30 protein-coding genes are annotated in these 25,978 nt (G+C 72.0%); 18 read left to right on the top strand and 12 right to left on the bottom strand.

What is annotated here, in order from left to right:
* The first annotated feature begins 63 nt into the window (after nt 1-63).
* A complete protein-coding gene (locus QPJ90_RS10230) occupies nt 64-1,482 on the top strand; it encodes an MFS transporter (RefSeq protein WP_290131141.1) in 1,419 nt (472 codons plus the stop codon).
* A gap of 166 nt (nt 1,483-1,648) precedes the next feature.
* Nucleotides 1,649-2,425, top strand: coding sequence for an endonuclease/exonuclease/phosphatase family protein (locus tag QPJ90_RS10235; RefSeq protein WP_290131142.1), 777 nt, complete (start codon nt 1,649-1,651; stop codon nt 2,423-2,425).
* 238 nt (nt 2,426-2,663) lie between these two features.
* Here QPJ90_RS10235 and QPJ90_RS10240 read toward each other — a convergent pair whose 3' ends face one another.
* From QPJ90_RS10240 to QPJ90_RS10250, 3 genes are read right to left on the bottom strand one after another with little or no spacing between them, the layout of a single operon-like run.
* Nucleotides 2,664-3,335 carry an ABC transporter permease subunit gene (locus QPJ90_RS10240; protein ID WP_290131143.1) on the bottom strand — a complete coding sequence of 224 codons (672 nt, stop codon included), beginning with the start codon at nt 3,333-3,335 and terminating at the stop codon, nt 2,664-2,666.
* The gene (locus tag QPJ90_RS10245) at nt 3,332-4,372 is read right to left on the bottom strand and encodes a methionine ABC transporter ATP-binding protein (RefSeq protein ID WP_290131144.1); all 1,041 of its coding nucleotides are present in this window, start codon (nt 4,370-4,372) and stop codon (nt 3,332-3,334) included. Before QPJ90_RS10245 ends, QPJ90_RS10240 begins: the two co-directional genes overlap by 4 nt.
* Complete coding sequence (locus QPJ90_RS10250; protein ID WP_290131145.1) at nt 4,372-5,325, bottom strand: MetQ/NlpA family ABC transporter substrate-binding protein; 954 nt, start codon at nt 5,323-5,325, stop codon at nt 4,372-4,374. Before QPJ90_RS10250 ends, QPJ90_RS10245 begins: the two co-directional genes overlap by 1 nt.
* A gap of 161 nt (nt 5,326-5,486) precedes the next feature.
* Here QPJ90_RS10250 and QPJ90_RS10255 point away from each other — a divergent pair, with 161 nt between their 5' ends.
* The gene (locus QPJ90_RS10255; protein ID WP_290131146.1) at nt 5,487-5,984 is read left to right on the top strand and encodes a 2'-5' RNA ligase family protein; all 498 of its coding nucleotides are present in this window, start codon (nt 5,487-5,489) and stop codon (nt 5,982-5,984) included.
* Nucleotides 5,985-6,060: 76 nt separating this feature from the next.
* Here QPJ90_RS10255 and QPJ90_RS10260 read toward each other — a convergent pair whose 3' ends face one another.
* From QPJ90_RS10260 to QPJ90_RS10270, 3 genes are all read right to left on the bottom strand, one after another.
* Nucleotides 6,061-7,362, bottom strand: a complete 1,302-nt coding sequence (locus QPJ90_RS10260; RefSeq protein WP_290131147.1) for an FAD-binding protein — start codon at nt 7,360-7,362, stop codon at nt 6,061-6,063.
* A gap of 132 nt (nt 7,363-7,494) precedes the next feature.
* Nucleotides 7,495-8,970 carry an MDR family MFS transporter gene (locus tag QPJ90_RS10265; RefSeq protein WP_290131148.1) on the bottom strand — a complete coding sequence of 492 codons (1,476 nt, stop codon included), beginning with the start codon at nt 8,968-8,970 and terminating at the stop codon, nt 7,495-7,497.
* 152 nt (nt 8,971-9,122) lie between these two features.
* Nucleotides 9,123-9,404: an acylphosphatase gene (locus tag QPJ90_RS10270; RefSeq protein WP_290131149.1), complete on the bottom strand. Its 282-nt coding sequence runs from the start codon at nt 9,402-9,404 to the stop codon at nt 9,123-9,125.
* Nucleotides 9,405-9,507: 103 nt separating this feature from the next.
* Between QPJ90_RS10270 and QPJ90_RS10275 the strand changes: the two genes are divergently transcribed.
* The 6 genes from QPJ90_RS10275 to QPJ90_RS10300 all read left to right on the top strand — a co-directional run bounded on the left by QPJ90_RS10275 (nt 9,508) and on the right by QPJ90_RS10300 (nt 15,591).
* Entirely contained in the window at nt 9,508-10,215 is a 708-nt protein-coding gene (locus QPJ90_RS10275) for an NUDIX domain-containing protein (RefSeq protein WP_290131150.1), read from the top strand.
* Nucleotides 10,216-10,223: 8 nt separating this feature from the next.
* Nucleotides 10,224-11,495: a quinolinate synthase NadA gene (gene nadA, locus QPJ90_RS10280; RefSeq protein ID WP_290131151.1), complete on the top strand. Its 1,272-nt coding sequence runs from the start codon at nt 10,224-10,226 to the stop codon at nt 11,493-11,495.
* A gap of 31 nt (nt 11,496-11,526) precedes the next feature.
* Entirely contained in the window at nt 11,527-13,146 is a 1,620-nt protein-coding gene (gene nadB / locus QPJ90_RS10285) for an L-aspartate oxidase (protein WP_290131152.1), read from the top strand.
* Nucleotides 13,143-14,051 carry a carboxylating nicotinate-nucleotide diphosphorylase gene (nadC, locus tag QPJ90_RS10290; protein ID WP_290131153.1) on the top strand — a complete coding sequence of 303 codons (909 nt, stop codon included), beginning with the start codon at nt 13,143-13,145 and terminating at the stop codon, nt 14,049-14,051. Before nadB ends, nadC begins: the two co-directional genes overlap by 4 nt.
* A 1-nt stretch (nt 14,052) precedes the next feature.
* Nucleotides 14,053-15,192, top strand: a complete 1,140-nt coding sequence (locus QPJ90_RS10295; protein ID WP_290131154.1) for a cysteine desulfurase family protein — start codon at nt 14,053-14,055, stop codon at nt 15,190-15,192.
* 105 nt (nt 15,193-15,297) lie between these two features.
* A complete protein-coding gene (locus QPJ90_RS10300; protein ID WP_290131155.1) occupies nt 15,298-15,591 on the top strand; it encodes a hypothetical protein in 294 nt (97 codons plus the stop codon).
* 243 nt (nt 15,592-15,834) lie between these two features.
* Here the strand turns inward: QPJ90_RS10300 and QPJ90_RS10305 are convergent, their stop codons facing one another.
* Entirely contained in the window at nt 15,835-16,299 is a 465-nt protein-coding gene (locus QPJ90_RS10305; protein ID WP_290131156.1) for an MSMEG_6728 family protein, read from the bottom strand.
* A gap of 95 nt (nt 16,300-16,394) precedes the next feature.
* Between QPJ90_RS10305 and QPJ90_RS10310 the strand changes: the two genes are divergently transcribed.
* Nucleotides 16,395-16,991, top strand: a complete 597-nt coding sequence (locus QPJ90_RS10310; RefSeq protein WP_290131157.1) for an NAD(P)H-dependent oxidoreductase — start codon at nt 16,395-16,397, stop codon at nt 16,989-16,991.
* Between the two features lie 179 nt (nt 16,992-17,170).
* On the opposite strand, the gene aroQ is transcribed toward QPJ90_RS10310, so the two are convergent.
* The gene (aroQ, locus tag QPJ90_RS10315) at nt 17,171-17,623 is read right to left on the bottom strand and encodes a type II 3-dehydroquinate dehydratase (protein ID WP_290131158.1); all 453 of its coding nucleotides are present in this window, start codon (nt 17,621-17,623) and stop codon (nt 17,171-17,173) included.
* 152 nt (nt 17,624-17,775) lie between these two features.
* Between aroQ and QPJ90_RS10320 the strand changes: the two genes are divergently transcribed.
* Together QPJ90_RS10320 and QPJ90_RS10325 are read left to right on the top strand one after the other, a co-directional pair.
* A complete protein-coding gene (locus QPJ90_RS10320) occupies nt 17,776-19,446 on the top strand; it encodes a sodium:solute symporter family protein (protein ID WP_290131159.1) in 1,671 nt (556 codons plus the stop codon).
* Between the two features lie 21 nt (nt 19,447-19,467).
* Nucleotides 19,468-19,794 carry a hypothetical protein gene (locus QPJ90_RS10325; RefSeq protein ID WP_083513473.1) on the top strand — a complete coding sequence of 109 codons (327 nt, stop codon included), beginning with the start codon at nt 19,468-19,470 and terminating at the stop codon, nt 19,792-19,794.
* A gap of 233 nt (nt 19,795-20,027) precedes the next feature.
* Here the strand turns inward: QPJ90_RS10325 and QPJ90_RS10330 are convergent, their stop codons facing one another.
* Complete coding sequence (locus QPJ90_RS10330) at nt 20,028-20,498, bottom strand: hypothetical protein (RefSeq protein ID WP_290131160.1); 471 nt, start codon at nt 20,496-20,498, stop codon at nt 20,028-20,030.
* Nucleotides 20,499-20,660: 162 nt separating this feature from the next.
* On the opposite strand from QPJ90_RS10330, the gene QPJ90_RS10335 reads away from it, so the two are divergent.
* From QPJ90_RS10335 to QPJ90_RS10345, 3 genes are read left to right on the top strand one after another with little or no spacing between them, the layout of a single operon-like run.
* Entirely contained in the window at nt 20,661-21,077 is a 417-nt protein-coding gene (locus QPJ90_RS10335) for a VOC family protein (RefSeq protein ID WP_290131161.1), read from the top strand.
* 33 nt (nt 21,078-21,110) lie between these two features.
* Nucleotides 21,111-21,725 carry a DNA-3-methyladenine glycosylase I gene (locus tag QPJ90_RS10340; protein WP_290131162.1) on the top strand — a complete coding sequence of 205 codons (615 nt, stop codon included), beginning with the start codon at nt 21,111-21,113 and terminating at the stop codon, nt 21,723-21,725.
* A 37-nt stretch (nt 21,726-21,762) separates the two neighbouring features.
* Nucleotides 21,763-22,581, top strand: a complete 819-nt coding sequence (locus QPJ90_RS10345) for a DJ-1/PfpI family protein (protein WP_290131163.1) — start codon at nt 21,763-21,765, stop codon at nt 22,579-22,581.
* Nucleotides 22,582-22,596: 15 nt separating this feature from the next.
* Here QPJ90_RS10345 and QPJ90_RS10350 read toward each other — a convergent pair whose 3' ends face one another.
* The gene (locus QPJ90_RS10350) at nt 22,597-23,391 is read right to left on the bottom strand and encodes a LysR family transcriptional regulator substrate-binding protein (protein WP_290131164.1); all 795 of its coding nucleotides are present in this window, start codon (nt 23,389-23,391) and stop codon (nt 22,597-22,599) included.
* 33 nt (nt 23,392-23,424) lie between these two features.
* Here QPJ90_RS10350 and QPJ90_RS10355 point away from each other — a divergent pair, with 33 nt between their 5' ends.
* Nucleotides 23,425-23,811 carry a DUF5997 family protein gene (locus QPJ90_RS10355; protein ID WP_290131165.1) on the top strand — a complete coding sequence of 129 codons (387 nt, stop codon included), beginning with the start codon at nt 23,425-23,427 and terminating at the stop codon, nt 23,809-23,811.
* A gap of 16 nt (nt 23,812-23,827) precedes the next feature.
* On the top strand, nt 23,828-24,343 hold the full coding sequence (locus QPJ90_RS10360; RefSeq protein WP_290131166.1) for a hypothetical protein: 516 nt from the start codon (nt 23,828-23,830) through the stop codon (nt 24,341-24,343).
* A gap of 3 nt (nt 24,344-24,346) precedes the next feature.
* On the opposite strand, the gene QPJ90_RS10365 is transcribed toward QPJ90_RS10360, so the two are convergent.
* Nucleotides 24,347-24,715 (bottom strand): phage holin family protein, encoded by a 369-nt coding sequence (locus tag QPJ90_RS10365; RefSeq protein WP_290134206.1) that lies wholly within the window; start codon nt 24,713-24,715, stop codon nt 24,347-24,349.
* Between the two features lie 178 nt (nt 24,716-24,893).
* Here QPJ90_RS10365 and QPJ90_RS10370 point away from each other — a divergent pair, with 178 nt between their 5' ends.
* On the top strand, nt 24,894-25,436 hold the full coding sequence (locus tag QPJ90_RS10370; protein ID WP_290131167.1) for an Lrp/AsnC family transcriptional regulator: 543 nt from the start codon (nt 24,894-24,896) through the stop codon (nt 25,434-25,436).
* Here the strand turns inward: QPJ90_RS10370 and QPJ90_RS10375 are convergent.
* Nucleotides 25,426-25,857, bottom strand: coding sequence for a GNAT family N-acetyltransferase (locus tag QPJ90_RS10375; protein ID WP_290131168.1), 432 nt, complete (start codon nt 25,855-25,857; stop codon nt 25,426-25,428). The genes QPJ90_RS10370 and QPJ90_RS10375 overlap by 11 nt on opposite strands.
* Between the last annotated feature and the right edge of the window lie 121 nt (nt 25,858-25,978).

The following is a 25,978-nucleotide window of genomic DNA, read 5'->3' on the forward strand; positions in this document are numbered from 1 at the left end:
AACGCAGAACGTTCGTCGCACGGGCCGTCGCGGATCCCGAGCAGGCATAGCATTTCGTTCGACATGACGACGACGACATCGACGCCCGCACCACGGCGGACCCACAGCACGGCGGTGGCCGTCCTCGTGGCCGGCACCTTCTTCATGGAGCTGCTCGACGGCACGATCCTCGCGACCGCCGCGCCCGCGATGGGCCGCGACCTCGGGGTCGACTCGGCTGCGGTCGGCGTCGCGATCACCGCCTACCTCGTGACTTTGGCCGTGTTCATCCCGGTGAGCGGCTGGGTGACCGACCGCGTCGGCTCGCGGACCGTCTTCGCCGCGGCGATCGCGCTCTTCACGATCGCGTCCGCACTGTGCGCCGCGTCGACGGGGCTCGTGGAGCTGACGCTCTGGCGCATCCTGCAGGGCCTCGGCGGCGCGATGATGGTGCCCGTCGGCCGGCTCGTCGTGCTCCGGAGCGCCGGACGCGACCAGCTCGTCACGGCGATCGCGATCCTGACCTGGCCGGCGTTGGCGGCGCCGATCATCGCGCCGTTCGTCGGCGGGGTGCTCGTCGACACCCTGACGTGGCACTGGATCTTCCTCATCAACATCCCCCTCGGTGTCGTCGCGTTCGTCGCCGCGCTCGTGCTCGTGCCCCAGGAGCGGGCACCGGAGCGCGTGCCGTTCGACTGGCTCGGGTCGCTGCTCGCGTGCTTCGGCCTCGGCGCGCTCGTCGTGATGGCATCGCTGCTGGCGCTCGACGTGGTGCCGGTCCTCGCGGTCGTCGTCTCCGGGGTCGTCGGCGCGGTGTGCTGCTGGCTCGCGATCCGGCACTTCCGCCGGGCCCCGCACCCGATCATGGGGCTCGAGTCCTTCCGACTCGAGACCTTCCGGGTGTCGCATGCGGGCGGGAGCCTCTTCCGCCTGGCCGTCTCGGCCGTGCCGTTCGTGCTCCCGCTGCTCTTCCAGGACGCGTGGGGGTGGAGCGCGGTGCTCGCCGGGTCCGCCGTGCTCTGGGTCTTCGTCGGCAACCTCGGCATCAAGCCCATGACGACTCCGTTCCTCCGCTGGTTCGGGTACCGGCCCGTCATCGTCGTGTCGTCCGCCGTCGCCGCGCTCAGCGTCGTGGCGATGGCGTTCATGACGCCGGACACCCCGTTCTGGCTGCTCGCGGTGCTGCTCGTCGTGAGCGGTGCTGCTCGGTCGGTCGGGTTCACCGCGTACAACACGATCGCGTTCGCCGACGTCGAGCAGGCGGACATGACCCCGGCGAACACGCTCTCCTCGACGCTGCAGCAGACGGCGGCGGGGTTCGGCGTCGCGGTCGCCGCCGTGGTCATCCGCGCGGCGTCGGGGCTCGGCGGGTCGGGGCCGTACGTGGCCGCGTTCTGGGTCATCGCGGCGCTCCTCGTCGTCGCGTGCGTCGAGGGTTTGCTCATGAGCCGGACGGCGGGGGACACCGTGCGACCCGCCCGGCGGGGGCGGGTCCGCGCCTGACGTGTACCGGGCGCACCGCCGCCGCTGTCCGTTCGCGACCCGGTCACACGCCGGAAACCCGTCCCGCGCTACAGTCTCAGGAACCTGCTGCGGAGGCCGAGTAGTTTCGCTCCGGCAGGGTGACCCGGTACCCCGGACAGGACGCCACCCGGAACAGGAAGGCAGCATGGCCGCTCCACAGCAGCACGGGACGCTCGACCCCGACGCCGACGTGCAGCCGACCGCACTCCGCGTCGTCAGCTACAACCTCCGTGAGCACACCGCGAACGGCGAACTCGCGTCCCTGGCCGAGGCCTCGCAGGCCGACGTCCTGTGCGTGCAGGAGTGCGACTCGAACGACCTCGCTCCGTCCGTCGGTGGGCTCTCCCTCGCGGCGTCGACGAAGGCGAACCGGCTGGGCCTCGCGATCTACAAGCGCGACGACCGCTTCGAGCTCCAGGACTTCAGCATCCACTCGCTGCAGAAGTCGCTGCACGACCGGGTGCTCGCGCCCGCCCACGAGCGGCTCATCGCCATGCACCTCCGCGACCGCGAGGCCGACACCGAGGTCATCGTCGCCTCGTTCCACGCCTCGCCCCTGACCGCGACGAACTCCCTCCGCCGCAAGCAGATCGAGGCGGCGCACCAGTTCGTCCGCGACCTCTCGAGCGAGGCCCCGGCGATCATGGTCGGCGACTTCAACTACCCGTGGTTCCAGACGAACCTCCGCCGGAAGATCGAGCAGCACGGTTTCGCGCTGTCGCTCTCGGACCAGCCGACCTACCTGCGCTACCGGAAGTTCACCGGGCACTTCGACTTCGCGACCAGCGTCGGCCTGCACATCGCCGGCGTCGAGACGCTCCCCGCGGGGGTGTCCGACCACCGGCCGATCCTGGTCCGGGCGCACTACGAGCACCCCGGCGACACCGCCGGCTACCCGACGATCGACGCCCCCGCGGCCTGACACCTACGGCGCGGCGTCGCGCTCGGAGCGACGTGGAGGGGCTTGCGGCATCGTGCGTCGTGGGTCACGACTCCCCGTCCGTCGGGCAGCAGGCGGTCACGATTCGTCGCCGTCGTGCGGTCGGAGCGACACTTCGTGACCGCTCGGGAGTGGCGCGCGGGGTGTCGTGACCACGGACGGACGGACGGGAGGCGCGGTGCCAGCTGGCTCCGTGCCTCCCCCTCCGTCCACGGTCGCGTCAGCGACGCAACGTCGCGCGCGCCAGACGGTTCCCGAGGAACTGCCCGAGCTGGACGATGACCACGATCGCCGCCACCGAGACGTAGACGATCCACCAGTCGTAGCGCTGCGAGCCGTAGTTGATCGCGTACTCGCCGAGGCCGCCGCCACCGACGATCGCGCCCTGCGCCGTCATGTCGACGATGCCGACGTAGATGAACGTGTACCCGAGGATGAGCGGCCCGAGGCCCTCCGGGATGAGCACCGTCAGCAAGATCGACACCGGGTGCGCTCCCGACGCCCGAGCGGCCTCGACCACGCCGGGGTCCACCGCGAGCAGGTTCTGCTCCACGATCCGGGCGACGGCGAACGACGCCGCGAAGGAGATCGCGAACGTCACCGCGGGGACGCCGATGGTGGTGCCCACGACCTCCCGCTGCAGGGGACCGATCGCGGCCAGGAGGATCACGAACGGGATCGGCCGGACGATGTTCACGACGACGTTGACGACGGTGTGGACGGTCCGGTTGCCGAGCAGGTTGCCCGGGCGGGTGGCGTACAGCGTGAGCCCGAGGGCGAGGCCGATCACGCCGGCGACGACGAGCGAGATGATCGTCATCACGAGGGTGTCGCGCACCGAGGCGACGAAGACGTCGAACGTGTCGATCACGCTCTGGAAGGTGTTGTTCACGCCGCCGCCTCCTCGTCCACGGTGGTGCCGCTCGCACGCAGGTCGCGGACGGCCTCGTCGACGGCGTGCGGGTCGTCGCTCGTCAGCTCGTAGGTGAGCGAGCCGATCCGGCGCTCCCGGATCTCGCCCACACCGCCGAACACGAGTTCGGCCGTCACGCCGTGCGCGCGCCACGCGGCGTCGATGCGGTTCTGCAGGCCGACCTCGTCGGAGATCTGCACGGTGACGAGTCGACCGGTGTGGTGCTCACGGAGTCGCACGAGCTGCTCCGCGGACGGTCGGTCGTGCAGGGCCGTCCGGACGAACCGCTGCGCGGCCGGGGTCTGCGGCTTCGAGAACACGTCGTACACGTCGCCGACCTCGACCACCCGGCCGTGCTCCATGACGGCGACGCGGTCCGCGATCTGCCGCACGGCGTCCATCTCGTGCGTGATGACGATGATCGTGACGCCGAGCTCCCGGTTCACCCGGCGGAGCAGCCCGAGGACCTCCGACGTGGTGTCCGGGTCGAGGGCGCTCGTGGCCTCGTCGGCGAGCAGGAGCTCGGGGTTCGACGCGAGCGCACGGGCGATGCCGACGCGCTGCTTCTGCCCGCCGGAGAGCTGCTCGGGGTAGGCGTAGGCGCGGTCGAGCAGTCCGACGAAGTCGAGCAGCTCCGCCACCCGACGGTCGCGCTCCTGCTTGCCGACACCGGCGACCTTCAGCGGGTACGCGACGTTGCCCGCGATCGTCCGGGACCGGAACAGGTTGAACTGCTGGAAGATCATCCCGATGCGCCGACGCGCCTGACGGCGATCCCGCTCGGGGATCGCCGTCAGGTCCTGGCCGGCGACCGTCACCGACCCGGAGCTCGGGAGCTCGAGGGCGTTGACGAGCCGGACGAGCGTCGACTTGCCGGCACCCGAGTAGCCGATCACCCCGAGGACCTCTCCCTGGTGCACGTCCAGGGAGACGTCCTCGACCGCGGTGACGGTCTCGCCGGTGTCGGCGCGGCGGTAGTGCTTCGAGACGCCGCGGAGTTCGACGAGGGCAGACACTACTGCTTGGCCGCCTTCGCGTCCTGCTCGACGGTGGCGAGCTCGCTCTGCAGCTGGGAGGCGCTCACGTTGCGCGCGACGGCCTGCGGGTAGTCCTCCTTGAACGCCTTCTGCACCGCGCTGTCCTGGAACAGCTTCGCGAGGGCCAGGTAGGTCGTGTCGTCCTCGTCGGCCTTCCGGACGGCGAACACGTTGACGTACGGGGCTGCGCTGGCACTCGACGGGTCGTCCTTCGAGATGACGTCCTTGACCGGCAGGCCGGCAGCGGTCGCGAAGTTGTTGTTCACCACGGCTGCGGCGACGGAGCCCTGCTGCAGCGCGTTCGCGGTCTGCGAGGCGTCGAGGGTCTGCACGTCGACCTTGTGCGTCTCGATGTCAGCGGTCGTCGAGAACGCCGTCCCGCCGTTCTTCAGCGTGAGGAGCTTCGCGTCCTGCAGCACGAGGAGGGCACGCGCCTGGTTGATCGCGTCGTTCGGGATCGCGACCTTCGCGTCCGCCGGCAGGGCCGAGGCGCTGTCGTACTTCGTCGCGTAGAGCGGCAGCGGGTAGACGGCCGTCGAGCCGATCGGCTGCAGGTCGTCGTCCGAGGTGACGTTGTAGTCCGCGAGGTACTGGATGTGCTGGAACTGGTTGATGTCGACCTGGCCGTCCTTCAGCGCCGGGTTCGGCAGCGAGTAGTCCGAGAAGTTCACGAGCTGCACGGTGACGTTCAGTTTCTCCTTCGCGAGCTTCGTGTAGGTCTTCCAGTACGGCAGCGCCTTGTCCGCGACACCGATCTTCACCGTCTTGGCGGCACCGCCGTCGGCAGTCGCACCCGCTCCGCCGTCACCACCGGCACGGACGGCACCGACGATCACGGCGACGACGATCGCGACGACGACGACGGCCGCAGCGACGATCCAGCCGATCGGACGCTTGCCCTTCGGCTTCTGGGGCAGTGCAGGTGCGGACATGGTGCTCCTCGTGGGGTGAGCGGTGCGTGGTCTTCGACTCGCCCGCGGAGCAGCACTGGTCCGTGGCGTGCGACGAGTGTGACCGGTGACCCACGGGTGCCGCGAGTTGCGTTCCGCTGTGTTACAGCCGTGTGACAGCGCGGTCGGGTTCACTCGGACGGGTGCGGAGCATCGAACTCGTCCTGTCCCCGGCGTCGGACGCGGCCGTCCGAGCAGTGTGGGACGAGCTGATCGCTGACGACCTGCCGAGCCTCGGTCGGCACGTGTCGGCGTCGAACGCGCCGCACGTCACCCTCGCTGCCGGTCCGGACCTGCCCCTTCCGACCGGGTTCGACGCGCCCGTGCCCGCGACGCTCCGGCTCGGCGGTGTCCTGCTCTTCCCCGCCGGTCCGGAGCGGTCCGTGCTCGTCCGGGCCGTCGTCGTCGACCCGGCGCTCGCCGCCTTCCACGAGGCCGTCCACCGCGCTGCGCCCGGCGGCGTCGACACCTCGCTGCCGGGTGCGTGGTCGCCGCACGTGTCGTTCGCACGGCGGGTCCGGGACGTCGATCTCCCGCGGGCGCTGGCGGCACTCCGGCGGGCACCGCTGCCCGAGGTGCTCGAGGTGGGCGGCGTGCGGTTCTGGGACGGCGAGGCGGGGGCGGTCACGCCGCTGGCGTGAGGAGCGGGTCGGCGCCGGGACGGGCCTCCCGGCTGCGTCGTCCCGTCCGCGTCCCGCCGCCGTCGGCGTGCCGTCGTCAGACCCCGAGGACGCGCTCGGCGAAGGCGGAGCCGAAGACGCGGTCCGGGTCCGCGGCGCGGACCAGGTCGCGGACGGCCGGGAGGCGCGGGTACAGCCCGGCGATCGCCTCGCCGTCCAGGGAGCTCATCTTCCCCCAGTGCGGCCGCCCGTCGAAGGGGGCGAGCAGACCCTCGAGGTCGGGCAGGAGCGCCGCGACCTCGGCCGGGTGCTTCTTCCAGGTGAAGGCGATGCAGAGCACGTCCTCACCCTGGGTCGGACTCAGCCAGAACGGATCGGCCGCCATCGTCCGGAGTTCGCAGACGTGCAGGTGCGGCTGGATGCGCGCCGCCATCGTCCGGACGGCGTCGAGGGCCGCCGCCGCGTGCCGGAGCGGGACGAAGTGCTCGCTCTGGACCTCGGACCCGACGCTCGGGACCGACTCGATGGGGAAGTGCGGCAGGCGGTCCCACCACGGACCGACCGACCCGTCGCGGGCGGTGTGGTGCCCGTCACCCGGTGTCCCCGGCCGCTTCGGCGCACCGAGGAGGTGTTCCGGCACAGTCACGTCGACGGCGCCGTCGGGGACGCGGGACTTCACGAGCACGTCGCTGATCTCGTCGCCGAACACCGTGTACGAGCACACCGAGTAGCCGGCGGCGTGGACCTCGGCGACGTGCGCGGTGAAGACGTCCCACGGGACCGGGCCGTAGGAGTCCTGCCGCATGCCGTACGTCGACTGGAGGTCGAGGGTCACCCGGGTCACGATGCCGAACAGCCCGAGGTGGAGGACCGTGCCCGCGAACCCGGGGTCGTCGCGGCGCACGGTGTGGAGCTCGCCGTCCGGGCCGATCAGCTCGAGGGAGCGGACGGCGGTGCTCAGCGAACCGAGCGTCGTGCCGGAGCCGTGCGTGCCGGTCGCGACCGCGCCGCCGATCGAGATGTGCGGCAGCGAGCCCATGTTGTGCAGGGCGAACCCGGCGCGGTCGATCTCCGGTGCGACGAGTCCGTACCGGGTCCCGGCGCCCATCGTCGCGGTCCGTGCGTCGGTGTCGACGACGAGGTCGGTCGGGACGCCCGTGAGGTCGAGCAGCACGCCGGGGGTGTCCGCGACGTCGTTGAACGAGTGCCGGGTGCCGAGGCCGTGCACCCGCGGGGAGCGGGCGACGACCTCGGCGGCCTCGGCCACGGAGCCGGGCCGGACGACGCGCTCCGCCGTGTAGGTGACCGTGCCGGACCAGTTCAGCTCGCTCGTCGTCGACCGCATGCCGCCCACGATGCCACGCGCGGCCGACGGGCGCTGCGGCACGTGGCCGGTCATCCGCGCCCCTGGTGCAATCGCGCCCCCTCACGGACATCGCGCCCCGTGGTGACGGGGCGCGATGTCCGGGAGGGGGCGCGAAGGGGAACGCGGCGTCGCGGCCGCAGGACCGGTCTGGTGCTCGGGCGAGCGTCAGTGCATCGACGGAGCCGGTGCACCCTCCGGCGTCGCGGGTCGACGGACCATCGACGCGGTCACGATGCCGGCGAGCGAGATGATCGCCCCGACGAGGAAGGCCGTCCGTACGCCCGTCGCCGTGGCCGCCGCGACGTCCGCTGCTCCCGAGCTCGCCGCGCCCGCCGCACCGATGGTGAGCAGGGTCACAAAGAGCGCCGTGCCGGCGGCCCCGGCGAGCTGCTGTGCGGTACCGAGCACCGCGCTGCCGTGCGAGTACAGCTTCGGCGGCAGCCCGCCGAGCGCCGAGGTGAAGAGCGGCGTGAAGGTCAGCGCCAGCCCGATGCTCAGGACGACGTGCGCACCGAGGACGAACCACACGCTCGTACCGGTGCCGACGGTCGAGAGCGCCCAGAGCACGGCGCTGACGATGATCGAGCCGGGGACGAGCAGCACCCGCGGGCCGCGACGGTCGTAGACGCGGCCGACCACTGGCGACAGCAGCCCCATGATCAGCCCGCCGGGCAGCAGGAGGAGCCCGACCTGCAGGACCTCGAGCCCGAGGACGCGCTCGAGGTAGATCGGCAGCAGGATGAGCGTGCCGAACATCGCCATGAAGCTGACGACCATCGCGACGATCGGGATGGTGAAGCCGGCGGTGCGGAACGTGCGCAGGTCGAGCAGGGCCGAGTCGCTGCGCTGCAGGCGGGTCTGTCGGAGCACGAACACCGCGAGGGCGACCACGCCGACCACGAGCGACACGATCGGCACGAGCGGCCCGGTCGACCCGGCCTCGCCGATGCTCGACAGTCCGTAGACGAGCCCGCCGAACGCGAAGGCGGACAGCGCGACGGAGAGCACGTCGATCGGGGCCTTCCGCGGCGTGGACACGTTGCGCACCTTGACCATGCCGAGGATCAGCGCGGCGATCGCGATCGGGAGCACGAAGCCGAAGAGCCAGCGCCACGAGAACGCGTTGAGGATCAGCCCGGAGATCGTCGGACCGACGGCCGGGGCGACGGAGATGACGATCGAGATGTTGCCCATCACGCGCCCGCGGTGCGCCGGCTCGACGAGCGTGAGCACCGTCGTCATGAGGAGCGGCATCATGATCGCCGTCCCGCTCGCCTGCACGATGCGCCCGACGAGCAGCATCGTGAAGCCCGGCGCGAGCAGCGCGACGAGCGTGCCGGCGGAGAACAGGCTCATCGCCCAGACGAACACCGGCCGCGTGTTGAACCGCTGCAGCAGGAACCCGGTGATCGGGATGACGACGGCCATCGTGAGGAGGAACCCGGTCGTCAGCCACTGGCCCGTGGCCGCGCTGATGCCGAGGTCGTCCATGAGCCGGGGGAGCGCGACGCCCATGATCGTCTCGTTGAGGATCACCACGAACGCGGAGACGAGCAGGAGTCCGATCACGAGCCGGGTCTCGCCGGCGGACGGCTGCGTCACGCTCCCGGTGCGGGGTGCGGAATCGACGGCCTGGGTCATGCGGGGCTCCTGGTGGATCGCGACGTACGGGACGAGGGGGCGCCGGAGCGCAGACAGGGCAACCGCCTGAACGGATTCGATTATTCCGCTTCCGTCCGACACCGGCGAGCCGAGCCGCACGCCGTATCGGCGCGCCGAGCGGCACGCCCCGCTCAGTGCAGGATCGAGAACCCCTCGGTGTCCCCGTGCGGGATGACCGGACGGAGCGTCACCTCGGCCACCTCGGCCGAGGGCGGCCCGCTGTGCAGCAGGTCCATGAGCCGGTTGACCGCTGCGGACGGCCCCTCGGCCTCCACCTCGACCGTCCCGTCGAACAGGTTCCGCGCGTACCCGACGAGGTCGAGCCCGTCGGCCTTCCGCGCCGTCCAGTACCGGAAACCGACCCCCTGCACCGTGCCCGACACCACCGCGTGCATCCTCGTCACCGTCGTCATGCCCTCACCGTAGGCGTGCGCTCCCCGGACGAGTTTTCGGCGGTGTTACCGACTCGTGAAACCCGGTGATAGAGTCATCGCAACCCGAACACTTCGAGTCAACATGACACTATCTTCTGAGCCCTCCATCCGCGTCGCGGTGTCCACCGTGATCGTCGCGCTGCGTCCGCACCCGGACACGGGTGCACCGGCGCTGTGGATGCCGCTCGTGCGTCGGGTCGCGGAACCGTACGAGGGCTCGTGGGCGCTGCCCGGCGGCTGGGTCCGACCGGACGAGGGGCTCGAGGACTCCGCCGCGGCGCGCCTCCGGGAGACCACGAACGTGCAGCCGCGGTACCTCGAGCAGCTCTACGCGTTCGGGGACGTCGACCGCTCCCCGAGCAGGGTCGTGTCGATCGTGTACTGGGCCCTGGTGCACCCGGACGAGGCGAACGTCGTGCCCGACGACTGGAACGTCCGCTGGTTCCTCGCCGACGAGCACCCGCCGCTCGCGTTCGACCACGACCGCATCGTCGAGTACGCCCTGTGGCGGCTGCGGAACAAGATGTCGTACTCCCGGATCGCGCAGGCGTTCCTCGGCGACCGGTTCACCCTCGCCGAGCTCCGCGGAGTGTACGAGGCCGTGCTCGGGCGGGCGCTCGACCCCGCGAACTTCCGACGACAGGTGGAGAAGACCGACGCGGTCCTGCCCACCGACGAGACCACGAGCGGGGGACGGCACCGTCCGGCCCGGCTCTACCGTTCCAACCCCGACCTCGCGTACGCGGACAACGGTCCGCTGCAGCGGACCGAGCAGCCAACGAACCGATAGGAACCACCGTGTCCATCGCGACCACGATCGAGCTCATCTCCAACGGCGGCGCCGCCGGCAGCACGTGCACACCGGACCTCGCGGTGCCCACGTGGGACTTCGACTCCCGGCCCGGCTACGGTCCGGGGTCGTCGATGTCCGACGTCATCCCGACCGGGGCTCCCCGGCAGGGCGGCATCCCCGACGAGTACAAGACCGCGAGCGACGAGGAACTGCACGAGCGCATCGAGCGGGCGAAGGCCACCCTCGGCGACCGCGTCGTCGTCCTCGGGCACTTCTACCAGCGGGACGAGGTCGTGCGGCACGCGGACTTCCTCGGTGACTCGTTCCAGCTCGCCAACGCCGCGCTGACGAAGCCCGACGCCGAGGCCATCGTGTTCTGCGGCGTCCACTTCATGGCGGAGACGGCGGACATCCTCGCGCGGGACGACCAGCGGGTCATCCTGCCGAACCTCGCCGCGGGCTGCTCGATGGCCGACATGGCGGACATCGACAGCGTCGAGCAGGCCTGGGCCGAGCTCACGGCGGTCTACGGCACCGAGCCGGACGCCGACGGACGCGTCCCGGTCATCCCGGTCACCTACATGAACTCCGCGGCGGACCTCAAGGCGTTCTGCGGCCGGAACGGCGGCATCGTCTGCACGAGCTCGAACGCCGCGACCGTCCTCGAGTGGGCGTTCGAGCGCGGGCAGCGCGTCCTGTTCTTCCCCGACCAGCACCTCGGCCGCAACACCGCGAAGGCCATGGGGATCAGCACCGACCGCATGCCGATGTGGAACCCGCGGAAGGCGCTCGGCGGCAACGACGTCGCGGCCCTGCAGGACGCCCGGGTGATCCTCTGGCACGGCTTCTGCTCGGTGCACCGCCGCTTCACCGTCGACCAGATCGACCAGGCCCGACGCGACCACCCCGGCGTGCAGGTCATCGTCCACCCGGAGTGCCCGATGGCGGTCGTGGACGCCGCGGACCACGCGGGCAGCACCGACCTCATCCGGAAGACCGTGGCGGCCGCGACCGAGCCGACGACGTTCGCGATCGGCACCGAGATCAACATGGTGAACCGGCTCGCGGCGGAGTACCCGCAGCACACGATCTTCTGCCTGGACCCGGTCGTCTGCCCGTGCTCGACCATGTACCGGATCCACCCCGGCTACCTCGCGTGGGTGCTCGAGGCGCTCGTCCGCGGTGAGGTCCTCAACGAGATCGTCGTGCCCACCGACGTCCAGGCCGACGCCAGGGTCGCCCTCGAGCGCATGCTCGCCGCCAAGCCCCGCGGCTGACGCGGGACCGCCGGGACGGAAGGAGCACACCGTGCACGTCGTCATCGTGGGGTCCGGCATCGCCGGGCTCACCGCCGCGATCCGCGCGAGCAGCCGCCACGACGTCACCCTCGTGACGAAGGGCACACTGACCGACGGCGCCACCCGGTACGCCCAGGGCGGGGTCGCCGTGGCGCTCGGCGCCGACGACTCCGCCGCCCTGCACCAGGCGGACACGCACGTCGCCGCCGCCGGCAGCGCCGACGCCCGCGCGGTCGAGGTGCTCTGCACCGACGGGCCCGCCCGCGTCCGCGACCTGCTCGCGCTCGGCGTGCCGTTCGACCGCACGACCGACGCGGCGAGCCTCGACCGGCACGGCGACGACCTCGCCCGGGGTCGTGAGGCCGCACACGGTCGCTGGCGGGTCGTCCACGCCGACGGCGACGCGACCGGCGCGGCGATCGAGCGGACCCTCGTCGACGCCCTGCACCGGCGCCACGTCACGATCCTCGAGCGCACCTGCCTCGTCGACCTCGTGGTCCACGGCGGCGCGGTCGTCGGCGTCGACGTCCTCGACCTCCTCGGCGAACCGCGGCGGCTCGACGCCGACGCGGTCGTCCTCGCCTCGGGCGGCGCGGGACACCTGTACCGCGAGACCACGAACCCGCTCGTCGCGACCGGGGACGGCCAGGCGGCGGCCTGGCGCGCGGGCGCCGTGCTCGCCGACGTCGAGTTCGTCCAGTTCCACCCGACCCGACTGGCCGTGCCGGACGGCGGGCTCGTGTCCGAGGCCGTCCGCGGCGAGGGCGCCGTGCTCCGCGACGCCCGCGGTGACCGCTTCATGACCCGTCTCCACCCGGACGCCGAGCTCGCCCCGCGTGACGTCGTCGCCCGGGGCATCGCCGCCGCCGTCCGCGACCAGGGTGGCGCTCCGGTGCTCCTCGACGCCACCGGCCTCGACCCGGACTTCCTCGTCCGTCGGTTCCCCGGCCTCACCCGCGCCACGCGCGCCGCCGGCTACGACTGGACCCGCGAGGGCGTCCCCGTCGCCCCCGCGGCCCACTACGCCATGGGCGGCGTCGCGACCGACGCCGAGGGACGCACCAGCCTCCCCGGACTCCTCGCGGTCGGCGAGGTCGCCTGCACCGGGGTCCACGGGGCGAACCGGCTCGCCTCGAACTCGCTGCTGGAGGGCCTCGTCTTCGCGGTCCGCGCCGCGGACGCCCTCAGTGCACCGCGACCCGGCCGGATCCGCCTGCGCGGCGACACGACCTTGGACGTCGTGACCGTCCCCGACGCTGCGGACGCGACCCGTGCCTCCCGGCAGGACCGGACGGGAGGCCCGGATCACCGCACCGACGCCGCGGACGTCCGTCAGGCGGTGCAGTCCGTCATGACGGACCGGGTCGGGCTCCTGCGCGACGCGAGCGGACTCGCGAGCGCCCGCCGCGACGTCGACCGCCTCGGCGTGCCGGCGCCCACCGGCGTCCGGGAGCACGAGGACCGCGCGCTGCTCGACCTCGCCCGGCTGACCGCCCGCGCCGCCGAGGCCCGCACCGAGTCCCGCGGCGCGCACGCCCGGACCGACCACCCCGACACCGATCCCCGAGCCGCACGACCGAACGGCTGGGTCCTCCGACCCGCGGCCGTCCCGCAGGAGGTACCCGCATGACCGACACCGCCGCACCGACCACCGACGCCCTCGTCGTCACCGACCCCGGCTCGATCCCGCCGCACGTCCTCCGGCGCGTGGTCGACACCGCGCTCGAGGAGGACGCCCCATGGGGCGACGTCACCAGCGAGACCCTCATCCCCGCGGGCGCCACGGCGACCGCGGTCCTCGCCGCACGGGAGCCCGGCGTGCTGAGCGGCGGCGGCGTCTTCGTGTCGGTCATGCACGCGGTGGACCCGACGATCCGGGCCGAGGTGCACCGGGCCGACGGCGCCGGGTTCGTCGCGGGGGACACCCTCGTGACGGTGTCGGGGCCGGCACGGTCGGTCCTCCGCGCGGAACGGGTCGCGCTCAACCTCGTGCAGCGGATGTCCGGCGTCGCCACGCTCACCGCGGCCTACGTCGCGGCCGTCGCGGGCACCTCGGCGCGCATCGTCGACACCCGGAAGACGACCCCGGGGCTCCGCGCGCTCGAGCGGTACGCGGTGCGGTGCGGCGGCGGCCGGAACCACCGCACGTCGCTGTCGGACGCCGTGATGGCGAAGGACAACCACCTCGCGGTGCTCCTCGCGAGCGGCATCGACATCGGTGACGCGGTGCGGGCTGCCCGGCAGCGGCTCGGCCACACCGTGCACCTCGAGGTCGAGGTGGACCGCGTCGACCAGGTCGAACCCGTCGTCGCGGCGGGCGTCGACACGATCATGCTCGACAACTTCGGACCGGACGAGCTCGTCGAGGGCGTCGCGATCGTGGCCGGGCGCGCCCTGGTCGAGGCGTCGGGCGGGGTGTCCCTCGACACCGTCGGTGCGATCGCCGCGACGGGGGTTGACGTCATCTCCGTCGGAGCCCTCACGCACTCGGCCCGGGCCCTCGACCTCGGGCTCGACATCGCCGTCTCGGCCTGACGTGTTCTACCTCGACCGCGCCGCCACGACGCCCGTCCGCCGCGAGGTGCTCGAGGCGATGTGGCCGTACCTCACCGGCACGTTCGGCAACCCGTCGTCGACGCACGGTGTGGGGGACGCCGCCGCGCGGGGTCTCGCCGACGCCCGGGCGGCTGCGGCCCGGGTGCTCGGCTGCCGGCCGGCCGAGGTCGTCTTCACCACCGGGGGCACCGAGGGGGCGAACACGGCCGTCAAGGGCATCGCCCTCGCGGCGCCGCGGGGGCGACACGTCGTCACGAGCGCGATCGAGCACGAGGCGGTGCTCGAGAGCTGCCGCTACCTGGAGCGGCACCACGGCTTCGAGGTGACCGTGCTGCCGGTCGACCGCGAGGGCGTCGTGCACCCGGACGTCCTCGCCGACGCGCTCCGTCCCGACACGACGCTCGTGACGATCGCGCACGCGTCGAACGAGGTCGGCACGGTGCAGGACGTCCGCGCGCTCGCCGCGGTGGCGCACGGCGTGGGGGCGCGGTTCCACACCGACGCCGTGCAGTCCGCACCGTGGCTGCCGGTCGGGCCCGAGGCCACCGACGCGGACGCGGTGTCGCTGTCCGGTCACAAGCTCGGCGCGCCGAAGGGGACCGGCGTCCTCGTCGTGCGTGCCGGGACGCCGCTCGAGCCGCTCCTGCACGGCGGAGGACAGGAACGCGGACGGCGGTCCGGGACCGAGGACGTCGCCGGCGCGATCGCCGTCGCCACCGCGCTGACGCTGCACGCGGGGGAGCGGACGGACGCCGCGGCCCGGGCGAGCGCAGTTCGGGACGCCGTGCTGGACGGGGTGCTCGCGGCCGTGCCCGGGGCGTTCGTGACCGGTTCGCGGACGTCGCGGCTACCGGGACACGCGTCGTTCTGCTTCCCGGGGGTGCACGGCGAGACGGTGCTGCTCGAGCTCGAGCAGCGGGACGTCGTGTCCTCGTCGGGCAGCGCGTGTGCGGCGGGGAGCACGGAGGCCTCGCACGTGCTCACGGCACTCGGGCTCGACGAGGACACGGCGCGGTCGGCGGTGCGGCTGACGTTCGACGAGTCCCTCGCGCCGACGGACGTGCCCGCGGTCGTCGGTGCCGTGCGGGACGCCGTCGCCGCGGTGCGCGCACTGGCCTAGGGCAGCCGTCGCGGCAGCCCGGACCGGGTGTACTAGACGTTCTACTCCATGAGTGGGGTCGTGTCCCCCCTTTTGCGGACCGGGGAAGTGCGTCAGGCTGTCCACATGGCAAACGCGATCACGACTCGGGTCCGGCGGGAGGACCGCTTCCGGGCAGTCCAGCTCCTCCCCGCACCCGCGACGGTGCTCGCGCTCGTCGTGGCCGCCCAGCACGACCTCGGCGCCGGACCCCTCGCGGTCGTGGCCGTCGTCGGAGCGCTCGCGACCGTCGGGAGCGCCCTGCTCCCGATGATCCGGCCGGCCGTCGACCGAGCCGCCGTGGCCACCCCTGTGCACCGGTCGATGCCCGCACCGACCGAATCGGACCGGTACCGAGAGGACACCGAACACCCCCTCTGAAGTACGGCCCTACCGGACCAGCACCGCCGGACCCGTCCCCCTGTGGGTCCGCGGTGCACCCAGCCGGACGCGACCCCCTGATCCGCGTCCGGCGCGGGGCACGACATCCCCCTGTCGTCGTGCCCCGCCGCACACCGCGACCCGCCGTGGGCGTGGCGTCGACCCTGCGACGCCGTCCCCCCCCTGACGCCCACGGCGGGCCGGTGCCGCCCCCGGCGGGCCGGTGTCGCCCGCGAGCGACGGTCAGTCGCGGACCGGAGCCGGGACCGTCCCGGGCCAGACGTAGGCCAGGTCGTCGGGATCGTCCGGGAACAGCGGTCGGTAGAACTCCGGCGCCTTCTGCAGCAGCTTCGAGCGGTGCGACCGGTGCAGCGCCTCGTCGTCGTTCCACGGCGGTACCGCGAAGTCGCCCGAGGCGTAGGCCTCGAGGTCCTCGGGGACGAGCGCCAGGTCCGCCACGGTCTTGTCACGGCAGGTGTCCGGGTGCCCGCGCTCGACCCACACCGCGCACGTCGCGTCCTGGTAGGCCATGAGCGCCGGCCGGTAGCCGCGCCACATCGCCGTCACCGGGTGGTTCTGCCAGCCGTAGCCGGGCAGCGTCAGGGCGCGCATGACCTGCAGCGTCTCGACGCGCTGCTTGCCGAGCCGACGGTCGTCGAGCGCCTCGGCCGAGGCGCGGAAGTCGGCGTACGGCAGGAACGTCTGCATCGACCGGACGCTACCCGCGGCGCGCTGGCAGGGCTCCCCGACACATGCCGTCACACGCGCACCCCGGGGGAGCGCTGCGTGTGAGCATCGACGACATGAGCGCAGCACTCGTCGTCGGCGTCAGCGGCAGCCCGTCGGATCCGTCGCGGACCTCGACCCTGGTCGCGGCCACGGTCGCACGTCTCGGGCAGGAGTTCGAGGACGCACGGACCGAGACGGTGGAGATCGGTCCGCTGCTCGCCGACCTCGGCGCGGCCAGCTCGCGGGAGGCGATGGCCCCGGCCACGGCCCGCGCCCTCGAGCTCGTCGAGACGGCGGACGTCCTCGTGGTCGGCAGCCCCGCGTTCCGTGCCGCGTACTCCGGCGCGTTCAAGCTCTTCTTCGACTGGGTCGGGCAGTACGACCTCGTCGACACCCCGGTGCTGCTCACGGCCACCGGCGGCAGTGACCGGCACGCGCTGCTCGTCGAGCACCAGATGCGGCCGCTGTTCGGGTTCTTCCAGTCGACGACGCTGCCGCTCGGGGTGTTCGGCAACGAGCGCGACTTCACCAAACGCGAGGGCGGCTACGACATCGCGAGCGTCGACCTCGAGCTCCGCATCGTCCAGGCCGTACGACGGGCGCTGCCGATCATCCGCGGGGGATTCGCCACCGCCGGCGCCGCTGACGTGCGCCGCCCCGCCGAGTTCTAGCGGCTCACGGCCCAGCGCGACCAGCGGTCGAGGTTCCACGACACCCCGCTCGCGTTCGCCGAGGTGCCGGGCATCGGCCGTGGTGGCGGCGAGGGTCCAGAACTCTGGAACCTCGCGACGCGACGACGGGCGCGCCGGACGGGAGGCGCGGGGCGGGCCCGCACCGTGCCTCCAGGCCGTCAGTCGGTCGGGTCCGCCACCAGGGACGCGACGTGCGCGACGGCCAGTCGGTACCCGTCGGCGCCCGCGCCGGCGATGACGGCCGTCGCCGCCGTCGCGACGTGGTCGACGTGCCGGAAGGGCTCGCGCTTCCACGTGTTCGACAGGTGCACCTCGACGACCGGGACGGTGAGCGCCTCGACCGCGTCGTGCAGCGCGACCGAGGTGTGCGCGTAGGCCGCGGGGTTGATCACCACGGCGACGAAGTCGTCGAGCGCCTCGTGCAGCCACTCGACGAGCTCGCCCTCGCGGTTCGTCTGCCGGAAGTCGGCCTCGAGCTCGTGGACCGCCGCCTCGGTGTGCACGATGGCCTCGATCTCGGCGAGCGTCGTCGTGCCGTACTGCGCCGGGTCGCGACGGCCGAGGATGTCGAGGTTCGGCCCGTTGAGCACGAGGATGCGCGGTGCGGTCATGCGCCGAGCCTACCGAGGAGCCGAGGTCACGGACTCGTGCACGTGTGCCGGGGTGAAACATGCCTCAGCTATGTGAACGGTCACAAACCGGTGTAGCGTCTCCGTCCGGGCCGGCGGAGTTGTCGGCTGCAACACATCGACGTGGAGTGTGAATGGTTCTCGCGGCAGCGAACAGCGGGATCCGGCTCGACTTGGGCTGGGTCGACTACTTGATGATCATCGTGTACTTCGCGGTGGTGATCGGCATCGGGTTCACCGCCCGGCGGCAGGTCCGCACGAGCATGGACTTCTTCCTGTCCGGACGGTCGATGCCGGCGTGGATCACGGGCCTGGCGTTCGTGTCCGCGAACCTCGGCGCGACCGAGATCCTCGGCATGGCGGCGAACGGTGCGCAGATCGGCATGGCGACCCTGCACTACTACCTCGTGGGTGCCGTGCCCGCGATGGTGTTCCTCGGGCTCGTGATGATGCCCTTCTACTACGGGTCGAAGGTGCGCAGCGTGCCGGAGTTCATGCTCCGCCGGTTCGGCAAGGCGCCGCACCTGGTGAACTCCATCGCCTTCGCGGTGTCGAACGTCCTCATCGCCGGCATCAACCTCTACGCCATGGCCATCGTCATCGAGGCGATGCTCGGCTGGCCGGAGTGGCTCGCGATCCTCGTGTCGGCCGCGTTCGTGCTCGCGTACATCACCCTCGGCGGCCTGAGCAGCGCGATCTACAACGAGGTCATGCAGTTCTTCGTGATCATCGCCGGCCTCGTGCCGCTGACGATCGTCGGCCTGCACCGCGTCGGCGGCTGGGGCGGCCTGACCGAGGCGATCAAGCAGACCCAGGGCGTGCAGCACCTGCAGGCGTGGGCCGGCACCGGCATCGGCGACGTCACGAACCCGATCGGGGCGAACTGGCTCGCGATCGTGCTCGGCCTCGGCTTCGTGCTCTCGTTCGGCTACTGGACCACCAACTTCACCGAGGTCCAGCGCGCGTTCTCCGCGAAGAACATGTCGGCCGCCCGCCGCACCCCGCTCATCGCGGCGATCCCGAAGCTCTTCATCCCGTTCATCGTCGTCGTCCCAGGTCTCATCGCCGCGGCCGTCGTCGGCAACCAGTTCGCCTCGGGTGCGCTCACCTACAACGACGCGATCCCGAAGCTCATCCAGATGTACCTCCCGACCGGTGTGCTCGGCATCGCCGTCACGGGTCTCCTCGCCTCGTTCATGGCCGGCATGGCGGCGAACGTCTCGTCGTTCAACACCGTCTTCACGTACGACATCTGGCAGCGCTACATCAAGCCGAACATGCCCGACCTGCACTACCTGCAGACCGGCCGCTGGGTGACCGTCGTCGGCGTCCTCGTCGGCATCGGCACCGCGTTCCTCGCCGCGCAGGCCGGCAACATCATGACGTACATGCAGACGCTGTTCTCGTTCTTCAACGCACCGCTGTTCGGCGTCTTCATCCTCGGACTGCTCTGGAAGCGGATGACCACCGCCGGAGCGCTCTGGGGGTACATCCTCGGCATCATCGCCCCGACGATCACCTGGATCGCGTACCTCGTGAACCCGGACCTCTTCGCCACCGCGACCGCCGAGACGCTCTACGGCGCGATCATCTCCTTCGTCACCGTGCTCGTCGTCGCCGTGGTCGTGTCCCTCGCCACGAAGCCGAAGGACGTCTCGGAGCTCGGCGGGCTGGTCTACGGCGTCGGCAAGATCGACATGACCGCCGGGGCCGTCGCCACCGACACCGCCTGGTACCGCTCGCCGGCCCTCCTCGGGACCGTCGCGCTCGTGCTGTGCGTCGCCCTCTACCTCCCGTTCCTCTGATCCGCTCGAAGGAGATCGCTCATGCGTGACGACACCACCACGATGACCGAGGAGCAGCAGGCCCTCGTCCGTTCCACCCGCCGACTCGACCTGCGCCGCATCCTCGGAGGCCTCTTCGTGGTCTACGGCGTGATCACGACGATCGTCGGGATCGTCAACTACGGCACCGACCCGGAGAAGACCGGCGGCATCCACATCAACCTGTGGGTCGGGCTCTCGCTGCTCGTCGGCGGCCTGCTCTTCTTCCTGTGGGACCGGCTGAACCCGGTGCCCGCGGCGGACATCATCGGCCAGGCCGAGGCCGAGGAGCACCAGAAGGCGGCCGGCGAGGGCCGCGAACTCGCCTGACGCACCCGCATCGGTCCGACGGCCGTCCGCTCCGGCGGGCGGCCGACGGTCGTTCCTGGCGGCGTCGGCCTGGAGGCACGGTGCGCGTCCGTGGCGCTGGCCTCACTCAGTCCTCCTTGACCGTCCGCCGCAAGGGCTCGAGTATTGACATGTCGGTCGGGTGCTGCTCGGCCGACAGTGAGCCCCTGAGTTTCCTGCAACCAGCGCGGGACCGGGGTTTTGCGCTGTCCGGGCTACTGCACCAGGACGAGCGCGTCCTGGGGTCGCGACTCCAGCAATCCGCGGGAGTGCGCTCCACAGGCGATGTCTGCCAGAGCGAGCAGGGGTTCGTCCGAACCGCGGACGTGCTCGTGGCGGATACCGTTGCCGATGCCGCGGTCCCGGAGCGACTCGAGCATCGAAACGTCGCTGGCATCGCGGACTCGGCTTCGCGACTCGAGCACGAGTGCACGGACGTCTCGCTGTTCGAGTTCCCACACCAGGCGCTCGATGCACCGCCGCCGCCGTCGTTCCGTGCGGGCGGGTTGGCCGTCGTAACGCACCACCACGATGCTCACCGCCCGGGTGAGGAGACCGAGCCAGGTCAACCGCTGACCGCCGAGTGCTTCGTACCAGTGCAGTTTCCGCATGCGCTTCGGAGTCGCGCTCCGCACGGCTCCGCGCGCCTCGCTCGCGTCTGCCGCATCGATGAGGACCGCGGCCATCACGTACACGGTGTGATCCAGCCCGCCGCCCGGCTCGGATTCGTCGACGTGGGCAGTCCGCATCGATCCAGCACATTGCGTATCACGATCGTTCCGGATCGGAACCGTGCTTGCGGAGGGGCAGGGGTCTGCGAGAGGTTCTGGGGAAGCGAAGGAGCCCCCATGCCCACGATGGTGTTCATCAACCTGCCGGTCGCCGACCTCGACCGGTCGAAGTCCTTCTACGAGTCCCTCGGCTACACGATCAACCCCGACTTCACCGACGAGACCGCGGCGTGCGTCGTGGTGAGCGACACCGTGTACGTGATGCTGCTCACCCACGCGAAGTTCGCCGAGTTCACCGACAAGACGATCGCCGGGCCGGACACGATCGAGGTGATCAACTCCCTCAGCGCTGACTCGAAGGACGACGTGCACCGGATCGTCGACGCTGCCGTCATGTCCGGTGGGAGCGAGGACCGGCCCGAGATGGACCTCGGCTTCATGTACCAGCGGAGCTTCACCGACCCGGACGGCCACCGCTGGGAGCACGTGTGGATGGACCAGGCCGCGATGCAGGACGGTCCGCCGAGCGAGTAGCGACGTGTCGGCGGTGGACGACAGGATGGGGACGTGAGCACCGGAGAACCCGTCGTCCCGCAGTCCCTCGTCGTCGGTGCGGATGGTCTCGCCCGCCCGGTCTGGGCGTCGACCGACGAGATGCTCCGCACCTACTACGACACCGAGTGGGGCATGCCCGTCCGCGACGAACGGGGCGTGTTCGAGCGGCTGTCGCTCGAGGCGTTCCAGTCCGGGCTGTCGTGGCGGACGATCCTCGCGAAGCGTCCGGCGTTCCGGAGCGCCTTCGCGGACTTCGACCCGGACGTGGTCGCCGGGTTCGGCGAGGACGACGTCGCGCGGCTGATGGCCGACGCGGGCATCGTGCGGAACCGGGCGAAGATCCTCGCGACGATCACGAACGCGAACGCGACGGTGGCACTGCGCGAGGACGGTGGGCTCGCCGACCTCGTGTGGTCGTTCCGGCCCGAGCGCACGCCCGAGCCGGTCACGTTCGCCGACGTCCCGACGACGTCCGACGAGTCGGTGGCGCTGTCGAAGGCGCTCCGGAAGCGCGGGTTCGCGTTCGTCGGCCCGACCACGATGTACGCGCTGATGGAGGCGATCGGCATCGTCGACACGCACCTGCTCGGCAGCCATCGGCGGGGGAGCTCCGGCGTCTGGAGCTGAGCGGCCACCGGTGCGCGGGCAGGGCTACGGTCGGGGCATGACCTCGGAACCGGACCCCGCCCCGAACCGATCGCGGACGGTGCCGGTGCAGCCGATCGGCGCCGAGCACGTCGAAGTGCCGGTCGACACGCCGACGCCCGCGCCGGAAGCTCCCGGTGACGTGCGCCCGCAGCACGACCCGGCAGAGGTCCGGATCGCCTTCCTCCTCTTCCCCGGGCTGACCCAGCTCGACCTGACCGGACCCGCGCAGGTCCTCGCACGGGTGCCCGGCGCCTCGGTGGAGTACGTCGCGGCGAGTCTCGACCCGGTGCCGAGCGACTGCGGCCTCGCGCTCGTGCCGACCGCGACGTTCCCGACCGCGCGGGCGGCGGACGTCCTCGTGGTCCCCGGCGGCGACGGAGCCTTCGACGCGATGCTCGACCCGGACGTCATCGCGTTCGTCCGGCGCACGGCGGAGCACGCCACCTGGGTGACGTCGGTGTGCACCGGCGCGTTCGTGCTCGGCGCGGCGGGCCTCCTCGCGGGCAAGCGCGCGACGACGCACTGGGCCTCGAAGCCGATGCTCGCGGCGTTCGGCGCGGACCCGGTGGAGCAGCGCATCGTCGACGACGGCGCGGTCGTCACCGCGGCCGGGGTCAGCGCGGGCATCGACATGGCACTCTGGTTGGCCGGTGAACTCGCCGGACAGCCGGCAGCCGAGCGCATCCAGTTGCAGATCGAGTACGACCCGCAGCCGCCGTTCGACGCCGGGTCGGCCGAGTGGGCGGACGCCAGGGTCGTCACCGAGGCACGCGCTGCGGCCGAGGACGCACGGGGTGAGCGGGTGGCGCGCGCGGCCGCAGCGGTCATCCGCTGACGTCGGGGCTGCCGCCTACCGGTTGCCCTTCGAGCCGCGCTTCGGCTTGCCCTTCATCCCGCGCTGGACCTTGCCGCGCCCGGCCTTGCCGCCGCCGGTCTTCCCGCTGGTGCCCTTCGTGGCACCTCGCTTGGCGGTGGTGCGGCTGTTCGCGGCGGTCGCCTTGCCGCCGCGAGAGCCGGAGCCGGAGCCGGAGCCGGAGCCGGAACCGGCCGCGGACGAGCGCGAGCTGCTCTCGTCGGCGCGATCCGTGCCTCCCGTCTGGTCCTGACCACCCCGGGAACTGTTGGCGGTCCGCCCGCGCACCACGCCGATGAACTCCTCCGTGGTCTCGGAGGCGTCCTCCGAACGCCAGGCGAGCAGGATGCGGGTGCCGGGGGAGCCGGTGAGCGGCCGGGCGACGAGGTCCTTCCGGCTCGCCGCGCGGAACAGCGACTGCGGGAGGACCGCGACGCCGACGTTGGCCTCGACCAGGTCGAGCGTCGCGTCGACGTCCGCGGGGACGGGGCCGGCGTCGACGACGTGGACGTCCGTCGTGGTGAGGTCGACCTCGGTCGCGTCGGCGAGCGGGGAGTCCTTCGGCATCGCGACCACCGCGGTCTCGGTCCAGAGCGGGATCGCGTTGTGGTGGTCGGGGACGGGCTCGCGGGCGAAGACCATGTCGGCCTCCCCGGCGAGGGCGTCGTCGACCTCGTCCGCGCCGATCGGGCGGAGACGCAGCTCGATCGTGGGGAACCGCTCGCGCCAGACGCGGGCCCACTTCGCCGGGGAGACCCCGGGCACGAAGGCGATGGTGAGGGCCTCGGTCATGCAACCGAGCATAGGGGCCGTACCCTGGTGTGCATGGCGCAGGAACAGACCATGAAGCCCGAGACGGCCGCGAAGAAGCTCGGCATCCTGCTGTCGGCCGCCCCGGAGTCCTTCCGCGGTGCGCCGGTCAGCAGGACCGCGTTCGACGAACTCCGGACCGAGCCGCCGGCGTGGCTCGAGGACCTCCGTCGCGACGGTCCGCACCCGCGACCCGTCGTGGCGCAGAAGCTCGGCGTGTCGATCTCGGGGCTGAGCCGTGCGGGCATCGACGAGCCGCTGACGACCGCGGAGATCAAGACGCTCCTCCAGGAGAAGCCCGAGTGGCTGGTGCGCGAGCGGGCGACCCAAGCCGCGGTGCACACCGAGAACGCCCGGGTGAAGCAGGAGCGCGCCGCGAAGGCCGCCCGTTCCGAGGACTGAACACCTCCGACCGCCCATGACCGCCGTGCACGAGACCGTCGCCGACGCGATGCTCGTCGTGCCGCAGTTCGCGTCGGTGTGCTGCATCGTCGGTGACCGCTACCGGCCGCGCATCGGTGTGATCGTCCCGGCGACCGTGATGCTCGGGGCGATGCTGCTCCCGGTCGTGCACGCGGGCGCGGTGTGGACGCTCCTCGCCGCGACCGTCCTCCTGCTGCTCGCGCCGCTCCCGGTGGTGCGACGCCGTCGGCAGGACGGGCGCCGCGCAGAACCGATGGACGTGCACCGCGCGCTCTCGGCTGTCGTGATGGCCGGGATGCTCCTGATGGGCCACGCGACCGGTGCCGTCGACGGACACGCTGGTCACGGCATCGCGCTCACGGCGGTGCTCGGCGCCGGCGTGATCGGCTACTGCGCGTTCAGTGGGTGGCTCCTCCGGTACGAGTGGGCGCAGGAGGACCGCCGGGCGGTCCGGAGCGGCGAGGTCTTCGCGATGACCGTCGCCGTGGTCGGCATGACCCTCGCGATGTAGCGGTCAGTCGCGCGTCGACTCGTCGGTCGTCCGCGCGACGCGGTCATCCGTGACGCGGTCCTTCGTGACACGGTCCTTCGCGGCGCGGATGGTGTCCTTCGGCACGGGTGGCACGCCACGGCGGATGCCCCGGACCCCGACGGCCGCGAGGACCCCCGTCACGATCGCGAACACGACGAGCGTGATCCCGGTCGCCGCCCAGACCGGGAGCGCGAGCGCGAGGAGGGCCACCAGGAACCCCGCCAGCAGGACGAGCGTGGTCAGCGCGAACGCGACCGCCGCGCCGGTGAGCACCAGGCCGGTCCTCGCGCTCTTCGCGCGGGCGCCGACCTCTCGGCGGGCGGCGGCGACCTCCTCGCGGACGGCGCGCAGGAGCGGCTCGAGGCTCGCTGCACGAGGCCGGCGGTGAGCGAGTCGCGGGTGGACGGCTTGCCGCCGTCGTGGTCGTCGGTGCTCACGGGGGCTCCTCGTCGTCGGCGCGTCGGGCGCGCGTCACGGTCAGTGTCCGGCCACGCTACGCGCGGCTCCCAGCGCGCGGTACCGTCGTGGCATGTCCGAACGTGCCGCTCGCCGTCCCGACCCCAGCCCGCGGTTCGACGAGGTCGACGAGCGCATCCTCTGGACCCTCGCCGAGGACGCCCGCATCCCGAACAACCGGCTCGCCGCGGCCGTCGGCATCGCCCCGTCGACGTGCCTCGCTCGTGTCCGTGCCCTCGAGGACGCCGGGGTGGTCCGCGGCTACCGGGCCGACGTCGACGTCGCGCGGCTCGGGTTCTCGATCGAGGCGATGGTCTCGGTCCGCGTCCACGCCGCCGCACGGCACGAGCTCCGGGAGTTCGCGAAGCGGTTGCTGCGGGTACCCGTCGTGCAGGACGTGTCGTTCCTCGCGGGTGACAAGGACTTCCTCGTGCACATCGCGTGCACGTCCACCGAGCAGCTCCGGGACTTCGTGGCCGACGAGCTGAGCGGGGACCCGTCCGTGGCGACCACCCAGACGAACATCGTGTTCGAGCGGCTCGTGGCGGACCGGACGCACCAGGGGCGGTCGTTCGACGAGCTCCGTCGTTGGCGTGCGGAGCGGTCTAGCGGGTGAGGGTCATCGGGATGTGCGGGATCCGGTCCTCGGAGTACGGCGCTCCGGAGCGGACGAAGCCGAACCGGCCGTAGAAGTCCTCGAGGTGCTCCTGCGCTCCGAGGAGGATCCGCGGGGCACGGGCCTCGGCGATCGCTGCCTCGATGAGCCGCCCGGCGAGCCCGTGTCCGCGGGCGTGCCGAGCGGTGGCCACGCGGCCGATCCGCTCGCTGCCGTCCGGTTCGCGGAGCAGCCGCACCGTCGCGTCGACCGATCCGCGTCCCGCCCAGAACTGCACCGTGCCCGGCTCGAGGTCGCGCCCGTCGATGTCGTCGTACGCGGCGCCCTGCTCGACCACGAAGACGTCCTGCCGCAGACGGAGGATCTCGTGCAGCGTCACGGGGTCGAGGTTGCGGGTCGGAGCGCTGAAGATCGGGACCACTGCCGGCCTTTCCTGACGTTTCCCCACGAAAAGGGATGCGAACTCGGGCGGACGGGCGTACCGTACCGAGCAACCACTCTACGTGCGCAGCCAGGATCAGGAGGTGAGCGCATGGATCAGG

Origin of the sequence: Curtobacterium sp. 458 (assembly GCF_030406605.1) — a bacterium.
In the GTDB taxonomy this organism is placed as follows: domain Bacteria; phylum Actinomycetota; class Actinomycetes; order Actinomycetales; family Microbacteriaceae; genus Curtobacterium.

Excerpts from the sequence above, each read along its gene's own strand:
- QPJ90_RS10320 (WP_290131159.1), top strand. The coding sequence starts at position 17,776 with ATGGTTCTCGCGGCAGCGAACAGCGGGATCCGGCTCGACTTGGGCTGG.
- QPJ90_RS10370 (WP_290131167.1), top strand. The coding sequence starts at position 24,894 with ATGTCCGAACGTGCCGCTCGCCGTCCCGACCCCAGCCCGCGGTTCGAC.
- QPJ90_RS10300 (WP_290131155.1), top strand. The coding sequence starts at position 15,298 with ATGGCAAACGCGATCACGACTCGGGTCCGGCGGGAGGACCGCTTCCGG.
- QPJ90_RS10330 (WP_290131160.1), bottom strand. The coding sequence starts at position 20,498 with ATGGCCGCGGTCCTCATCGATGCGGCAGACGCGAGCGAGGCGCGCGGA.
- QPJ90_RS10310 (WP_290131157.1), top strand. The coding sequence starts at position 16,395 with ATGAGCGCAGCACTCGTCGTCGGCGTCAGCGGCAGCCCGTCGGATCCG.
- QPJ90_RS10235 (WP_290131142.1), top strand. The coding sequence starts at position 1,649 with ATGGCCGCTCCACAGCAGCACGGGACGCTCGACCCCGACGCCGACGTG.
- QPJ90_RS10360 (WP_290131166.1), top strand. The coding sequence starts at position 23,828 with ATGACCGCCGTGCACGAGACCGTCGCCGACGCGATGCTCGTCGTGCCG.
- nadC (WP_290131153.1), top strand. The coding sequence starts at position 13,143 with ATGACCGACACCGCCGCACCGACCACCGACGCCCTCGTCGTCACCGAC.
- QPJ90_RS10275 (WP_290131150.1), top strand. The coding sequence starts at position 9,508 with ATGACACTATCTTCTGAGCCCTCCATCCGCGTCGCGGTGTCCACCGTG.
- QPJ90_RS10270 (WP_290131149.1), bottom strand. The coding sequence starts at position 9,404 with ATGACGACGGTGACGAGGATGCACGCGGTGGTGTCGGGCACGGTGCAG.
- QPJ90_RS10355 (WP_290131165.1), top strand. The coding sequence starts at position 23,425 with ATGGCGCAGGAACAGACCATGAAGCCCGAGACGGCCGCGAAGAAGCTC.
- QPJ90_RS10350 (WP_290131164.1), bottom strand. The coding sequence starts at position 23,391 with ATGACCGAGGCCCTCACCATCGCCTTCGTGCCCGGGGTCTCCCCGGCG.
- QPJ90_RS10335 (WP_290131161.1), top strand. The coding sequence starts at position 20,661 with ATGCCCACGATGGTGTTCATCAACCTGCCGGTCGCCGACCTCGACCGG.
- QPJ90_RS10345 (WP_290131163.1), top strand. The coding sequence starts at position 21,763 with ATGACCTCGGAACCGGACCCCGCCCCGAACCGATCGCGGACGGTGCCG.
- QPJ90_RS10305 (WP_290131156.1), bottom strand. The coding sequence starts at position 16,299 with ATGCAGACGTTCCTGCCGTACGCCGACTTCCGCGCCTCGGCCGAGGCG.
- QPJ90_RS10230 (WP_290131141.1), top strand. The coding sequence starts at position 64 with ATGACGACGACGACATCGACGCCCGCACCACGGCGGACCCACAGCACG.
- QPJ90_RS10250 (WP_290131145.1), bottom strand. The coding sequence starts at position 5,325 with ATGTCCGCACCTGCACTGCCCCAGAAGCCGAAGGGCAAGCGTCCGATC.
- QPJ90_RS10325 (WP_083513473.1), top strand. The coding sequence starts at position 19,468 with ATGCGTGACGACACCACCACGATGACCGAGGAGCAGCAGGCCCTCGTC.
- QPJ90_RS10260 (WP_290131147.1), bottom strand. The coding sequence starts at position 7,362 with ATGACCGGCCACGTGCCGCAGCGCCCGTCGGCCGCGCGTGGCATCGTG.
- QPJ90_RS10265 (WP_290131148.1), bottom strand. The coding sequence starts at position 8,970 with ATGACCCAGGCCGTCGATTCCGCACCCCGCACCGGGAGCGTGACGCAG.
- aroQ (WP_290131158.1), bottom strand. The coding sequence starts at position 17,623 with ATGACCGCACCGCGCATCCTCGTGCTCAACGGGCCGAACCTCGACATC.